11 protein-coding genes and 1 pseudogene are annotated in these 14190 nt (G+C 65.4%); 5 read left to right on the top strand and 7 right to left on the bottom strand.

Translation table 11 applies throughout. From position 1 onward, the window contains the following. Nucleotides 1–14: 14 nt before the first annotated feature. The gene (locus P8R42_01220; protein ID MDG2303266.1) at nt 15–404 is read right to left on the bottom strand and encodes a hypothetical protein; all 390 of its coding nucleotides are present in this window, start codon (nt 402–404) and stop codon (nt 15–17) included. A gap of 729 nt (nt 405–1133) precedes the next feature. Here P8R42_01220 and P8R42_01215 point away from each other — a divergent pair. Together P8R42_01215 and P8R42_01210 are read left to right on the top strand one after the other, a co-directional pair. Next, nucleotides 1134–1469 carry a carboxylesterase family protein gene (locus tag P8R42_01215; GenBank protein ID MDG2303265.1) on the top strand — a complete coding sequence of 112 codons (336 nt, stop codon included), beginning with the start codon at nt 1134–1136 and terminating at the stop codon, nt 1467–1469. Nucleotides 1470–1508: 39 nt separating this feature from the next. After that, on the top strand, nt 1509–3215 hold the full coding sequence (locus tag P8R42_01210; GenBank protein MDG2303264.1) for a class I adenylate-forming enzyme family protein: 1707 nt from the start codon (nt 1509–1511) through the stop codon (nt 3213–3215). A gap of 354 nt (nt 3216–3569) precedes the next feature. Here P8R42_01210 and P8R42_01205 read toward each other — a convergent pair whose 3' ends face one another. Continuing rightward, on the bottom strand, nt 3570–3833 hold the full coding sequence (locus P8R42_01205; GenBank protein ID MDG2303263.1) for a hypothetical protein: 264 nt from the start codon (nt 3831–3833) through the stop codon (nt 3570–3572). Between the two features lie 120 nt (nt 3834–3953). Further along, a complete protein-coding gene (locus P8R42_01200) occupies nt 3954–4388 on the bottom strand; it encodes a nuclear transport factor 2 family protein (protein ID MDG2303262.1) in 435 nt (144 codons plus the stop codon). 62 nt (nt 4389–4450) lie between these two features. On the opposite strand from P8R42_01200, the gene P8R42_01195 reads away from it, so the two are divergent. Then, the gene (locus P8R42_01195) at nt 4451–6679 is read left to right on the top strand and encodes a molybdopterin-dependent oxidoreductase (GenBank protein ID MDG2303261.1); all 2229 of its coding nucleotides are present in this window, start codon (nt 4451–4453) and stop codon (nt 6677–6679) included. Further along, complete coding sequence (locus P8R42_01190) at nt 6676–7995, top strand: carotenoid oxygenase family protein (GenBank protein MDG2303260.1); 1320 nt, start codon at nt 6676–6678, stop codon at nt 7993–7995. The genes P8R42_01195 and P8R42_01190 overlap by 4 nt, the downstream gene beginning before the upstream one ends. Before the next feature lie 129 nt (nt 7996–8124). Here the strand turns inward: P8R42_01190 and P8R42_01185 are convergent, their stop codons facing one another. The 4 genes and pseudogenes from P8R42_01185 to P8R42_01170 all read right to left on the bottom strand — a co-directional run bounded on the left by P8R42_01185 (nt 8125) and on the right by P8R42_01170 (nt 12792). After that, nucleotides 8125–9300, bottom strand: a complete 1176-nt coding sequence (locus tag P8R42_01185) for a hypothetical protein (protein MDG2303259.1) — start codon at nt 9298–9300, stop codon at nt 8125–8127. An 83-nt stretch (nt 9301–9383) separates the two neighbouring features. After that, entirely contained in the window at nt 9384–11144 is a 1761-nt protein-coding gene (locus P8R42_01180; protein MDG2303258.1) for a radical SAM protein, read from the bottom strand. Between the two features lie 719 nt (nt 11145–11863). After that, complete coding sequence (locus P8R42_01175; protein MDG2303257.1) at nt 11864–12511, bottom strand: TolC family protein; 648 nt, start codon at nt 12509–12511, stop codon at nt 11864–11866. 182 nt (nt 12512–12693) lie between these two features. After that, nucleotides 12694–12792, bottom strand: a pseudogene (locus P8R42_01170) (hypothetical protein). A gap of 183 nt (nt 12793–12975) precedes the next feature. Between P8R42_01170 and P8R42_01165 the strand changes: the two are divergent. After that, nucleotides 12976–14148, top strand: a complete 1173-nt coding sequence (locus P8R42_01165) for an amidohydrolase family protein (GenBank protein MDG2303256.1) — start codon at nt 12976–12978, stop codon at nt 14146–14148. Nucleotides 14149–14190 lie beyond the last annotated feature (42 nt).

Raw genomic sequence — 14190 nt, 5'->3', positions numbered from 1 at the left:
GCCGGCGCGCGCGGTCAGCGCAGCGAGCGCCCCTGGCGCAGCAGCAAAATGCCGAACGCCGAGATGGCTGCAGCCTGGATTAGTCCGATTGCGATTCCGTTCCCGTGTGGGCTGACTTCACTCCACACGATGTGGCTGAACGCGCCGTAGAAGGTGTAGTACGCGGCGAGTGGAACGATCCAGGGTCGCGAGGTCCAGAAGCCCCACGCGCCGAATGCGAAGATCGCCCAGTGGATCGGAGCGGTCGCGCGCGCCCAGCCTCCGTGAATTTCGAACCCGAACCAGATCTCCACGTCGCGTGTGCTCGGGATGAACAGGTCACGCACGAGGAGTACGACGACGGCGACCGCGCAGAGGGTCGCCATGCCGGTCATCCAGCCGGGCCGCTCCACGTTCGAAGACATCTGCTCGGCACCTATCGCATGGCCAAGCCCTGCAGAAAACGGCGGGGATCGTAGTCGGTCCGGCTTCCGAAGTAGAGACGTTCTTTAATCTCGGCGTCTTCTTTAATCGTCACTCTTGTTGCGCCTCGTCGGGGGAGCCTCGTCTTGATCTCCGGCGGGCACGGCGGCTTCTGTTGCTTTCGGCCGACAGCGACTCCCGTGCCCCGATCGTGCACATCATCCCTCGTCTGGGCAGAGGGCCGGCGGAGTTGGGAGGCTGCCGAGTTGGCGTGCCAGACGCAGAAAACGGACCGAGCGTTTGTCGCGCGATCCGTCGTTCGATTTCCGGGGTGGAGGGGTGGGGCCCTGCCGGCGGGAGGGGGATACCGGCAGGGCCCCGAGGGGGTGTCTTGGGGGATGAGAAGCTACTACTGCACTCGGCGTGCCAGCAGTGTTCACCCCGGTTTCCTCGCGATTTCCCGCGGACCCGCCGGAGTGTGTCACTGAAGTGCGCCACGGGTGGCCCGAAGTGTGTCGAAGTGTGCCATTCCTGCCCGGGATGCGATCATGGGTGCGGACCCAATGGGGAAATCCACTCCTACGAACTCTCTCCGGACTCTGTCGGCCCTGTTCCTGGTGATGGCCCTCGTCGTGGCGTTCGGGGATGCGGCTTTCTGATGTCCATCGATCGAGACGGCGCGCCTTGGGGCACCAAATACGCCGGCTTTCCAGGTTCCGCTGAATACCGACATCGAGCTCGGGGCGTACCACTCAGCAGAGATTCGCTATGTCTTCGGGGTGCCGGTTGGGGCGATGCCCTTTGCCGACGTCGAGCAAGAGCTCTCGGACACGATGGTCGGATACTGGACGCGCTTTGCGGCTACCGGCGACCCGAACGGCGACGGTGCGCCCGAGTGGCGACGTTTCGGCGCCGCGGAAGGGCGCATCTTCCTCGGCGAGGAGGTCCGCTCCGCCACCGATAATCGAGGCCATGGCTGCGGGTTCTGGCGAGACCTCGTAACCCGGCCGCGGCTTCTCCCGGAGGCGCCGGTGTCGGCCTTTGATGAGGCGCTCCCGGCTCGCTAGGCAATTCCGAGCCATTCCACATCCATCCGGAGGAATCACATGTACAAAGAACTTCGCGAAGTTACGGCCCAGCTGACCGGCGAGGGCGGCCCGTTCGAGATCACGACGGTCGAGATCGACGGACTGCATCTGCGCACTTACAAGAACGCTCCGGCCGACATGCGGCAGGTTTGGCTCGGCACCGCCGGTCACGGCGACGCCGATTACCTGGTCTACCAGGAGGAGCGCCTCAGCTACGGTGAGGCGCATCAGCTCGTGGCCGCAGCTGCTCGCAACCTGGTGGATCGCTTCGGCGTGAAGCCCGGGGATCGCATCGCGATTGCGATGCGGAACTACCCCGAGTGGGTGCTCGCCTACTGGGCCGCGATCTCCGTCGGCGCGAGCGTGGTGGGGATGAACGCGTGGTGGACCGGGCCCGAGATGGCATACGCACTCGACGACGCGAAGCCGACGCTTCTCATCGCGGACAAAGAGCGGCTCGAGCGGCTCGAGTCCGTTCGGGATCAGGTCGGGGAGTTCCAGATCGTCGCGGTCCGGATGGAAGCTGAGGCGCCGGCGGGTTCTGTTCCGTGGTCCGAGTTGGTGGCCGGTGGCGGCACGCTGCCCGACGTCGAGATCGAGCCGGACTCGGATGCGTGCATCTTCTACACCTCCGGTACGACCGGGCGCCCGAAGGGCGCGCAGCTCACGCATCGCGGTTGCACGAACAACATCATGAGCATGGCATTCTGGAACTCGGCGTCGCCCGCGGCGCTTGCCGCCGCCGGGAGGAAGGCCGAACCGACGGCCGACGCCACGTCGTACCCGCCGTGCTTCCTCGTCGTGACGCCGCTGTTCCACGTGACCGCCTGCAACTGCGTGATGCATGGCGCCTCGCTTACAGGTGGCAAGCTCATTCTGATGTACAAGTGGGAAGCAGGCCGGGCGCTCGAACTCATCGAGAAGGAGCGTGTCACGACAATCTCCGGCGTGCCCGTGATGTCTCGCGAGCTGATCGCCCACGAGAACTTTATCACGACCGACACGTCGTCTCTGAAGTCGCTCGGCGGCGGTGGCGCGGCCATCCAGCCCGACCTCGTCGAGAAGATCGAAGCCAAGGTCTCGAGCGCCCGCCCCGGCACGGGCTACGGCATGACGGAGGCGTGTGGCGTGATCACGATGAACTCCGCCGATTTCTTCCTCGACAAGCCGGAAACGGCGGGACCGATCCTTCCGGTCTTCGAGACCCTGATCGAAGGGGCCGACGGCAGGCCCGTGACCGACGGTGGGGTGGGTGAACTCTGCGTCCGCGGCGCCCAGGTGATCCGCGGCTACCTGAACCGTCCCGAGGCGACCGCGGAGAGCATCACGAACGGTTGGCTCCACACCGGCGACATCGCAAAGATCGATGAGGACGGGTTCGTGGCCATCGTCGACCGCGCGAAGGACATGCTGCTGCGCGGCGGTGAGAATGTGTACTGCGCCGAGGTTGAAGCGGCGATCTTCGAGCATGACGCGGTCGCGGAATGCGCGGTGATCGGCGTGGCCGATGACCGCCTGGGTGAGGAGGTCGGTGCCGCCGTCGTTCTCGCGGAGGGTGCTTCGATCGAGGCGGATGCTCTGCGCGCTTTCGTTAAGGAGCGGATCGCGGCGTTCAAGGTGCCGCGCTACATTTGGTTCCTCGACACGTCGCTGCCGCGCAACGCGAGCGGCAAGTTCATGAAGCCGGAGCTGCGCAAGACCCTCGACTCCGCCGACGCCGTCTGATCCGAGCGGGCGAGGGGCGCGCCGTGCGCGCCCCTCGCTCCCTCTCGGTCGCTACTGCCGGTCGTAGTTCGTGACGAGCCAGTCCTGGTCGGGACCGGCCTTGTCGACTTCGACGAGCGTGAAGACGTTGTTCCCCTTCGCGATGAGCTGCGTGATCTCGTCGTAGCCGAAGTCGCTGTCGTACTGGTCTTCCCAGGGCAGGCTGGCGTTCTTCGTTTTGTAGCGGCGCAGCCGCCGATCCGTGTCGCCTCCGACGTCTTCGGCAATGTCTCCGACGACGAGAGTCTAATCCTGTAGGAATAAGTGCGTCGCACCCCGGGGGACGTCGGTCTCGCCGGCGGGGCTGTCCTCCCATTAGAGTGCGCTCGTCTTGGCGTCGTACGCCCGGACGATCCAAGTGTCGTTCATGCCACCCGGGATCGAGGGGCCGACGCCGACCAGGATCTTCTGTCCGCGCCGATCTATGTTCGTGAGCTCATCGGTGCCGCCCGAGAGGTTGAACTGCTCCTCCCAGTTGATGTCGCCGCCGCCCGCGAAGGCGGACGGAGCCGCGACGACCGTGAGCGCTACGGTCAGGCTCGCAGTGCAGTGAAAGATCGAGTTCTTCAAGGCGCACATCCAGGGGTGTTCCGCGTTCAACGCAGCGATGGCTGAGGCCATTAGAGGCTTTGGCTATCAAGGGTGCCGTGCATGCATGCGGCCTTGGGCTGCAGGCCGCGGGAGGCCCGCCCTAGTAGCTCAAATCGCGGCGAAGACGCGGTCTAAGTCGACGTATTCGAGGTAGCTTCGGACCCGACCGTCGTCCTCGAATACAAAGATTGACAGCCCGTCGTTGGTGTAGATCTTCCCGTGGGCGGTTTCCGCCTCGTCGTGCCATTGGACGCAGATCTTGTTGCCGTCGACGACGACGTTCTGGATCTCGAACCGCATGCCGTTCGTGAACGTCTTGGCCACGAAGTTGAGATCGTCGGTGTGGGCGCGAATCCGCTCGGGCGTGAGCCAGGCCACTCCGACCTCCGCGTCGGGGATGGTCTTGGTGTTGAGGAAGGCGAAGTCGGTCCGGGAGTAGGCCTCGAAAACCTCCTTCACGATCGCGATGTTGCGCTCTTCGGCCTCGGTGCGGTCGGTGCCCTCAAAACGCTCAGGATAGATGACCCCTGTCTCGATGCTCATGCCCTTCGGTTAGCATGATTCCTGTTGAGCCGCGGGCCTCGACGGAGTAGTGAGAGTTCACTATGGTGCAGGGCTCCCCTCCGGACGCCTCCGCGACGATCGCAGGGTCGCTCTGCCGCTTTTGTCACGCGCAGTGTGCCGCGCACGTCGAGGTCGTGGACGGTCGAGTCCGCGGTTTGCGCGGGATCCCCGACAACGAGGCGTACCACGGCTTTACGTGTACGAAGGGGCGCGAGTTGCCGGCGTTCCACACGAGCCCGCACCGGCTTCTGCGGTCGCTGGCCCGTGGCCCCGACGGCTCGCATCGGCCGCTCGCCAGCGGCGAGGCCATGGACGCGATCGGGGATCGACTACGCGTGATCTTGGACGAGCACGGGCCGCGGAGCGTCGCGATCTACATCGGCACGCACGGGTACAACAACTTGCTCACGGCGCAGACGGCGCTCGCGTTCATGGACGCCATCGAGTCGCCGATGGTGTTCACGAGCGTGACGATCGATCAGCCGGGCAAAGCGATCTCGACGGCGCTCCACGGAACGTGGCTCGCGGGCGCACCCAGCTTGGAGCAGTCCGACGTCTGGCTCGCGACCGGGACGAACCCACTTCACTCCATGCTCGGTCCGGTGAATCCCGGACGTGCCTTTCGCCTTGCGCGCGAGCGGGGGCTCGGCCTCGTCGTGATCGATCCGCGGCGCACGGAGTTCGCGCGACGGGCCGACGTGCACCTCCAGGCGCGCCCGGGCGAAGATCCGACGGTGCTCGCCGGTCTTCTCCGCGTCATCTTCAGCGAAGGTCTGCAGGACGACGAGTTTCTCTCGGCCAACGTTCGCGGCCAGGAGAATTTGCGCGAGATCGTCGAGGCCTTCACGCCGCAATACGTCGAGCGTCGAGCCGATGTGCCCGCTTCGCAACTCGAACGTGCCGCTCGGATCTACGCTGCGGGCCGCCGTGGTGTCGCGGTTGTGGGAACCGGGCCGAACATGTCGGGGCGCGGCAATCTGACCGAGTATTTGACGAAGGCGTTGATGACGGTGTGCGGTCACTGGTTGCGCGAGGGCGACGCGGTGGCGAACCCCGGGGTGCTGATCAATTGGCCTCCGCGCAAGGCGCAGGCGGTGGAGCCGTCGCCGGCGTGGGGGTTCGGGGAGAAGTTACGCGTCCGAGGCCTCGGCAACACGGCAGCGGGACTGCCGACTGCGGCTGCGGCTGATGAGATACTCCTCGAGGGGGAGGGGCAGGTCCGGGCGCTCCTCAACCTCGGGGGCAATCCGCTGGTAGCGTGGCCGGACCAGAAGAAGACCCACGATGCGCTCGGTCGGCTGGATCTCCTGGTCAGCATCGATCCCGTGCTCTCGGCCACGGCGCGGGTCTCGGACTACGTGATCGCACCGACGCTATCCTTCGAGACCGCCGGCTGCTCCGCACTGTCGGAGCTTCTCGGCGGTTACGTCGGGTGGGGCTACTCGATGCCCTACGGTCACTGGGCCCCGAAACTCGTGGACCCGCCGGCGGGATCCGACGTAATCGATGATTGGACGCTGTTCCACGGCCTCGCGCGCCGGCTCGGACACGCCCTGCGGGTCAAGCCGATCACCCACCTCGATCCGACGCTCCAGGAAGAGCACGCGGTCACACTCGACGGCGACGAGCCGCCGACCTCCGAAGAGTTGTGGGAGATGTTACTACGTGGGTCCCCGGTTCCACTGGCCGAGGTGAAGCCGTGCACCGAGGGGCACGTGTTCGCCCGCGACAAGACGGTCGATGCCAAGGATGCCGGCTGGGCGGGGCGGCTCGATGTCGGGAGCGCGCCGATGATCGCGGAGTTGCACGAAGTCGGGGGCGAGCCGATCGCTTCGCCGGAAGATTCCGAGTTCGCGTTTCGCCTGATCAGCCGACGGCTGCCGCATGTGCACAACTCCTCGTGGCACCTCCACGAGCCGCTGCGTCGCAAACATCCTTCGAACCCGGCGTTCATGCATCCCGATGATCTCGAGAGGCTCGGAGTCACGTCGGGCTCGATCGTGGAGATCTCGTCCGCGGCTGCAACGATTCAGGGGGTCGTCGAGGCGGCGCCGGATCTGCGGCGCGGACTCGTATCGATGCCGCATTGTTGGGGAGGCGTTCCCGGCGAGGACGACGACGTGCGGGTTCACGGAGGCAACACGAGTCGGCTCTCGAGCACGGACCGTGACTTCGATCGCTACAGCGGCATCCCGCGAATGAGCACGATCCCAGTGAACGTTCGCCCGGCGACACCCGAACCGGGCCAAGGTACGGAGAACGAACCATGACGCAGGCAGGCGCGAAGCCACTCCCCTGGCACCTCCAGGGAAACTGGGCTCCGGTCCAGGACGAGATCGACGTGACGGATCTGACCGTCGAGGGCGAGATCCCTGCGGCGCTCGAGGGCAGCTACTACCGCAACGGGATGAATCCCCGGTCGGGGTACTCGACGACCTGGTTTTTCGGTCATGGGATGGTGAACCGCATCCAGCTCGGTGGTGGCCGAGCCCTCTCATTTCGCAATCGGTACGTGCGGACGCCGTACTTTGAGAAGGACATGCACATTGCCGAGGCGGTGATGGACCCGACCGCGTCGCCGGCGAACACCAACATCGTCCGTCACGGTGGACGCTTCTTCGCGCTCGAGGAGTTCCACTCCGCGTGGGAGATGAGCGCCGACCTCGAGACGATCGGATGCTTCGACTACGACGGCAAGGTGAAGGGGCCGATGACGCCCCACGTGAAGTTCTGTCCGAGGACGGGCGAGATGCTCTTCTTCGGCTACGACGTCATGGGCCCACCCTACCTGCGCTACCATCGCGCGGATGCGAGCGGGGCGCTCGTGCAATCGGAGGAGATCGACCTCCCGAGGCCCGTGATGATCCACGACCTGAACATCACGCGAAACCACGTCGTGTTCATGGACCTCCCGATCGTGTTCTCGCTGGAAGCGGGGTTTCAGTTCAAGCCGGAGTGTGGGGCTCGGCTCGGCGTGATGCCGCGTACCGGAGGCAATGCCGACGTTCAGTGGCACGACATTGAGCCGTGCACGGTCTTCCATCCGATGAACTCGTACGAGACCGACGACGGAAAGATCATCCTCGACGTTTGTCGCCAGCCCTCGCTCATGAGCGGCGGTCTCGGAGATCTCGATCAGCAGGCGAATCTCTGGCGCTGGACCATCGACACCGTTGCCGGGGGGGTGAAAGAGGAGCAGCGCGACGATCTGTTCTGCGACTTTCCCCGAGTGGATGATCGGCTCGTCGGGGAGCGCGCCCGCTTCGGCTACGCGGCCGAGTACGAGGAGGCGGATTGCCCGACCTTCGCGCATTCGCTGCTGCGCTACGATCTCGAGAGTGGTGCCGTCGTGAAGCACGACCTGGGGGCGACGGTTCGCGGGGGAGAGCCCGTCTTCGTGCCGGCGTCACCGGATGCGGCCGAGGACGAGGGCTGGATCCTCGCGCTCGTGCATGACGAGGGGACCGACGTTTCCTACCTCCAGATCATCGACGGCCGGAACTTCGAGGGCCCGCCGGTGGCGCGCGTGCGAATACCGCAGCGCGTCCCATACGGCTCGCACGGCAACTGGATCCCGAACACCTGACTCAAAGGGCCTTCGCTGGTTGCTCGTTGGCGGACACGTGTTTTCCTCCCGCGCCCCGATCCGACGCACGAGCCCGCGCTTCGGCGGCGGACCGGCCGAGTTGCGGGTCAGGCAATCGCCGCTGCGGAATCAGGCGGCGGCTTGTTTGGTGCGGGCGACGGCTTCTTTCGTCTGCAGGGCTTCGGCGGACCCGTCGAGGACGGTGTCGAGGAGTGTTCCGAGTCGGGTCTGGGCCCGGCGGCCGCGCAAGATCTCCTCGACCGCGATATACGGCGCGAGGGCGAGGAGTCTCGTGAAGCGCCGCACTCCGCTGAACGTCTTCGCGTTCCGGCGCGCGTTGATGACGATGAGTTGCATCACCTCGCCGAACACGGAAGCCAGACTGTTGCCGCGGCCTTCGATCTCGAACACGCGATCCGCGAGCAGTTCATGCGCGGGTGTTTCGATCATGTCGCGGACCATCTCGGGGATCCCCGGCGTGCTCGCGCTCGCGGGCGGTCGGTACATCATGCATACGCGGTCGTAGCGGCCGAGGTGTGCGTCACTGCCGCCCCACGGCACGATGCCATCGGACACGTGCTCGTTCGCGGCGAGGAGTCGCAGGGCGAGCCATTCGGTGATGGCCGCTGCGTCGTCGTTGGGTGGCTCGACGATCGCGCCCGCTTGCGGTGTCGCGGAACGGTCTCTCGCGGCGTTGTGGATCTCGATGTAGCGCAGGAGGCGGCGGGTGCTGTCGGAGCCGTAGCCTCCGTTCACGGCTTCGATGAATCGGCACGACGAGATCGCCCGGAGCACCTGGGGCAATTCGACGAAGTGGCCATCGAGGGGGTGGGAGATCGCGTGTGCGATTCTGTTCTCGCGGCAGTACGCCAGCACGCGGTGTAGTTCGATGCGTCGCGCGCCCCCGGGGCGGCACGTCGCCTGAATGTCATCCAGGATCTCAGCCGAGACGCCGTAGTGCGTTCCGCCCGGTGAGCGGACCTTCTCCGGGCTCCCGTACATCAGGACCTCGGGGGCTTCGAGGTATTCTCCGCTTCCGAGCGGAGACTCGAGAACCGTCTGAACTTCGGCACCCAGGGCCACCCGGGGCTCCGAGCTTGCGAGCGCGACCAGGCCCGGGTCGAGCTCGCGCACGGTCTCGTTCACGTGGTCGGTGACGAAGATCAGGTCGACACCGGGGCGGCCGTCCTTGCCCTCGAGCTCGCCGGCGATCTCCTCGGCGGTCGTAAGCGATTCGCTCCAATCGAAGGCATGGGCGGACTCCCCCGTGACGCGCTCGACGGCGCCACGGATGAGATCGTCCATGGGACTGGCCCGGTTGTTCGACTGGACGGAATGGCAGTGGGTAATTGCCGCCAGTCGTTTGTCCGATCGCATCGTTGTGCTCGTCAGGAGCCACCGACGGAAGCGGTAACGGTGGCCGGCGCGGGCTCCTCCTTGGTGGCGTCCGTCGAGTCGGTCGGCCCGCAGCCGCAGCCCGATCCACACCCGTCCGCGCTCTCCGCCGCCATCATGTCGGAGGGCAGGGCCACCGGTTTGTGCCCGGCCCAGATCTTGTGGCGCCCGACGGTCTCGAACCACTCCTTGGTCGAGGCGACGCGGTGCATGTCCTCGACGATCTGTCTCCACCCGACGCCGGTGTTGTAGGCACAGAAGGAGATCTCACCCATCTGCGTTCCTTGCGGGATGATGCACCGCTCGGTGCGCCGGAAATCGTAGTTCCAGAGATCCTGGAACCACATCCCAGCAACGAACAGGATTCGCCACTCGAAGGAGGCGTCGTCGTCCTCGCCCGCGAAGTCGTCGGCGCCGGTGTGGCTGATGAGGTGGCGCATGACTTCGGTGAAGGGCAGGGGGGACTTTTCGGCGTTGAAGTTGCGCAGGAGGGCGAGGCCGATCTGCGCCTTCGTGAGTGCGCCGCTCTGCGCGCTGTCGGCGATGGATCGCATGTCGTGCATCATCTGCTCGATGTCGACGATGTCCGAGAGCGGGACGGTCTGCTTCGTTCTCTTGTTCACGAGGAAGCCGGTGCCGACGCCGCAGTTGGGGTGACACCCGCATTTGAGGCTGCCCCACGGTGCATCTTTGCCGAGGAGCAGGTCGACCACGTCCGAGAAGGGGCCGAGCGACGAGAGCGGGAACCAGTCCTTGTTTGGATCCGTCATCCCGGTTTGGGTGGCCGTATCGTTCGCCAGGTCGGCAAGGGTGTAGCGGCGCGCCCGGCGCGTCTCTTCATCGATGTCTTCGTCGCGGCCGGTGAACGAAACCGGCTGGAAGGACACGACCGTGACCTTGTCGGCGTTCTGGATGGCGAAGTTGACGATGTCTCCGACCTGATGATCGTTCACGCCTTTTAGGATGGTTGGGACGAGGACGACGTCGATACCTGCTGCGTGCAGGTTCTCGATCGCCTTCTGTTTCACCTCGAAGAGATTCGAAACCCGTCGGTGCTCGTGGCTCTCGTTGTCGGTGCCGTCGAACTGCAGGTACGCGAATCGCAGTCCGGCTTCCTTCGCGGCGAAAGCGAACTCGGGCTCTTGCGCGAAGCGGATGCCGTTGGTCGAGCACTGCACGGCGAAGTATCCGACCTCGCAGGCGTAGCGCACGGAATCGAGAAAGATCGGAGAGATCGTCGGCTCGCCGCCGGAGAAGTTGATTGACATCTGCCGGCGGGGTTTCACGGCGGCCGCGTCGTCGAGGATCTGCTTCACGTCGTCCAGGTCGAGCTCGTGGACGTACCCGACTTGGTTCGCGTCCATGAAGCAGGCGTCGCACATCATGTTGCAGCGGTTTGTCAGGTCGATGACCAGGACCGAGCCGCGGCCGTACTTGATGGTCGACTTGCCGTGGTTTCGGGTCGGCGTGATCGGTGCGGTGAAGTCACCGCCCGGGTGCAGGCTCTCGATCCGCTCCAGGAAGGCGGGGTCGCTCGCCATGACGTCGACGAACTCACCGTGCTTCGGGCAGGTCTTCTCCATCACGATCTGGCCGTCGCGTTCCTTGATGGTGGCGCGGATCTCGCCGGGCGTGTCGTCGAGAAGCACCTTCCAGGTGGTGTCCCCCGACAGGATACGGGCCCGGGCCTCCTTCACGCACCCGGGACACAGCGAGTCGGTCTCGCGCGGCCATCCGAGCTGGGGACGATTCATCTCGGCGCCCTTCTGCAGCTTCCCAGGGGCCCAGTCCGGCTGGAAGCCTTCTCGGGGTTTCCGGTCCAGGGTTCGTCGGACCACCGGCCACAGAGCGCCCGCTGTTTTTGAAGCCGTCGCCTCGATTTTCCGCATCACACCCATTTCAACCTCCGCGGTCATTCTGTTCGCCGGCATCGCACCGGAGCGTACGGTCAGTATCTGACCCGGATCGACGGCGGGAGCAAGTGGGGGGCGCCGGAAAAATGTATTGCGGGTGGGCAGTTTTCTTGCGGGGCGGCTTCTGCTGGGTTTCGGCCTAGGTCTTCGCTTCGGCGCCTACCCCTCGGGGCACCACCAGCGGAACGACTCCTGCTCGCTCTCGTCGGCGGCGTCGATGTCGTCGTACTCCTCGTCGGTGTCGAGGAGGTCGCCCCAGTGGACGCGCTCGGCCATCTCTTCGCGCGTTCCCGGAGGAACTCCACCTGACGTTGCGCGCCGAGGTGGCCGGCCATCGCGCCACGGACTTCCTGCTGGGTCTGCAAGACCGTGTCCTCGTAGCGGCGGATCTGCTGCTGGTAGCCGGCATCCTCACCGCGGACGTTGCTGACGATGCGGCCGTAGTTGAGGATCGGCCATTGGAGGCCGGGGCCACTGAAGGCGGCGAACGAGTTTCCCTGAAACAGGTTGCTGAAGTCCTGCGTCCGGATGCCGAGGTCGCCCACGAGCTGCAGCCGCGCCTAGACGTCCGACGCCGCGATGCCGACGCTGCGCTTCTGGAGGCCGACGTTGTGACGTGCGACCTCGAACTGCTCCTGGAGCGTGCGCGGGTGAACGTAGGTCGTCGTGACCTCTGCGAGAAGGCTGGCCAACGTGTTCCGATAGTTGAACAGGGACCCCATCAAGTCCGCGTCGGCGGATTCGATGTCCCGGCGGATGCGGCCCCAGAGATCGATTTCCCAGGCGGCGCCCGGCGGCGTGAGCGTCCACTGATTGAACGTAGGGTCGATGAAGGGGCTGAACGGCGCGGAGTTCTCGCTGAGCGTCTGTCGCATGTACGAAAGGCTCGCTTCCTGTTGTTGGGGGTAGGACTGTCCAATGGCGATTCCGCGTTGGGCGATCGACTGAACGACGCGGAGTCCCGCAATCTCGAGCGTCAGATTCTGCGCGCACGCGCGGTTGCTCAGCTCGTTCAGGGCAGGGTCGTCGAACGCGCGCCACCATTTTGCGTAGTCGACGTCGGGCGACGTCGGGAACTCGCCCGGGTTCGTGTCGATCCATGCGTCGGCGACCGAAACCGGAGGCTTCTGATACTCCGGCCCGACCATGCAGCCCGTGCCGACGGTGAGTAGAGCGACGAGGGCGAGGGTGGGGCGCAGCTCAAGCATCGACATCGCTTTCCTTGGGCGCATCCTTGGGAGAACCCATCACTGATCCGCTGCATCACGACGAAGAAGACTGGTGTGAAGACCAGCGACATCACGGTAGAGGAAGTCATGCCGCCGATCAGGAGGACGATCCCGACCAGGGCGAGCGGAACGACGAGAATCACGGAGACCGGCGCGTACCAGCTCTCGTGCTGCGCGGCGAGGACGAGGAAGACGAGCGTGATGGCGCGGCCGAATACGAGGATCGCCTCGGAGCCTAGCTTCTTCTCCGAGTAGGACATCCCCGTCCACTCGAAGCCTATCGAAGCGGGCTACTATATAACCGCCGAACTGCGTCCGCGGAGGCCGCCGTTGGTGCGGCGCGGGCGACAGGGAATGCAGGCTAAACCGCCGGCGCCAAAGTAGGCTCCGGAGTGGGCCGGTGCAAGTTGCTTGCGGCGCCCCTATTCTCGAAAGTTCCGAGCATGAAGGCACTCCCGAGGCTCAAGTTCGATGGTGCAGTAGACGCGGACGGCCACGTTCTCGAGCCGCCCGACATCTGGGAGAAGTACATCGACCCGGGGCACCGCGACGTCGCGATGAAGATCCAGAAGGACGACGCCGGGCTGGAGTACCTCGACATCGGCGGCGGCGTTTCCTCGAAGATCATCCGAAAGGGCTACCCGGCGGGTCTCGGGATGATGGATCGCCTCGGCGGCATCATCTACGAGCGCGAGTCGACCGGTTCGCCCTACGTCGACATGGCACCGCTCGGGTCGATGGATCCGAAGGAGCGGGTCGAGCGGCTCGACATGGAGAACATCGCGAAGTCGATCCTCTATCCCACCCTCGGCGTCTTGTGGGTGGCCGAGCAGGAAGACGAGTCGATCATTCAGCCGAACCTGACTGCGTACAACCGCTGGATCGTCGACTTCTGTTCCGATTCCGGTGGCCGCCTGGTGCCGGTCGCACAGCTGTCGCTGGGCGATCCCGAGGCGGCGGAGAAGGAACTGCGCCGCGCGGCCGCGGACGGCGTCAAAGGTATCTGGGTGCCCCCGTTCACGACCACGCGGAAGCCGCTCGGTGACTCGGCGCACGATCGCGTTTTCGCGGCTTGCCAGGAGCTCGGTCTTCCGCTGGGCATCCACCCGGTGTTCGAGCCCAAGTGGTGTGCGCCCGGACGTTTCGGCGACTACACGAGCGCGGCGTTCGGCTTCTTCCACAACGTGACGGCGGGCGACGCCGTCCGCCACGCGTTCACGTCGATGTTCCAGTACGGCGTCTTCGGCAAGTTCCCCGACCTGAAGGTGATCGTCCTCGAAACGGGCGGTGGTTGGATCGGCTACTGGCTCGACCGGATGGACACCGTCTACGGAACCTATCAGGGCAAGCCGGTGCGCGATCTCCTGCCGGAGCTGCCGAGCCACTACTTCCGCAAGCAGTGTTGGATCGCGGGCGATCCGGACGAGAAGTCGCTCGCCGCCGTCATTCCGACGGTCGGCGAGGATCGCTTCTTCTGGGCGTCCGACTTCCCGCATCCGGACCATCCGCCCGAGTACGTGCCCGAGGTTGAGCGGCTCGTGGACTCGCTGCCGGCGTCGGCACGCCCCGGTTTTCTCGGCGAGAACGTCATCGAGGCCTACCGTCTGAACGAGTAGAGGGGCGCCGGCCGGGTGGTTTCCCTCCAACCGTCCGTTCGA

It is taken from the genome of Candidatus Binatia bacterium (genome assembly GCA_029243485.1).
Classification (GTDB): domain Bacteria; phylum Desulfobacterota; class Binatia; order UBA12015; family UBA12015; genus VGTG01.
This window is presented reverse-complemented; position numbering and strand designations above follow the sequence as displayed.

What these genes read in the sequence shown, in the direction of transcription:
- P8R42_01205 (MDG2303263.1), bottom strand. Translation starts at nt 3,833, where the DNA reads ATGTGCGCCTTGAAGAACTCGATCTTTCACTGCACTGCGAGCCTGACC.
- P8R42_01180 (MDG2303258.1), bottom strand. Translation starts at nt 11,144, where the DNA reads ATGAATCGTCCCCAGCTCGGATGGCCGCGCGAGACCGACTCGCTGTGT.
- P8R42_01210 (MDG2303264.1), top strand. Translation starts at nt 1,509, where the DNA reads ATGTACAAAGAACTTCGCGAAGTTACGGCCCAGCTGACCGGCGAGGGC.
- P8R42_01200 (MDG2303262.1), bottom strand. Translation starts at nt 4,388, where the DNA reads ATGAGCATCGAGACAGGGGTCATCTATCCTGAGCGTTTTGAGGGCACC.
- P8R42_01190 (MDG2303260.1), top strand. Translation starts at nt 6,676, where the DNA reads ATGACGCAGGCAGGCGCGAAGCCACTCCCCTGGCACCTCCAGGGAAAC.
- P8R42_01185 (MDG2303259.1), bottom strand. Translation starts at nt 9,300, where the DNA reads ATGGACGATCTCATCCGTGGCGCCGTCGAGCGCGTCACGGGGGAGTCC.
- P8R42_01165 (MDG2303256.1), top strand. Translation starts at nt 12,976, where the DNA reads ATGAAGGCACTCCCGAGGCTCAAGTTCGATGGTGCAGTAGACGCGGAC.
- P8R42_01175 (MDG2303257.1), bottom strand. Translation starts at nt 12,511, where the DNA reads ATGCTTGAGCTGCGCCCCACCCTCGCCCTCGTCGCTCTACTCACCGTC.
- P8R42_01220 (MDG2303266.1), bottom strand. Translation starts at nt 404, where the DNA reads ATGTCTTCGAACGTGGAGCGGCCCGGCTGGATGACCGGCATGGCGACC.
- P8R42_01195 (MDG2303261.1), top strand. Translation starts at nt 4,451, where the DNA reads ATGGTGCAGGGCTCCCCTCCGGACGCCTCCGCGACGATCGCAGGGTCG.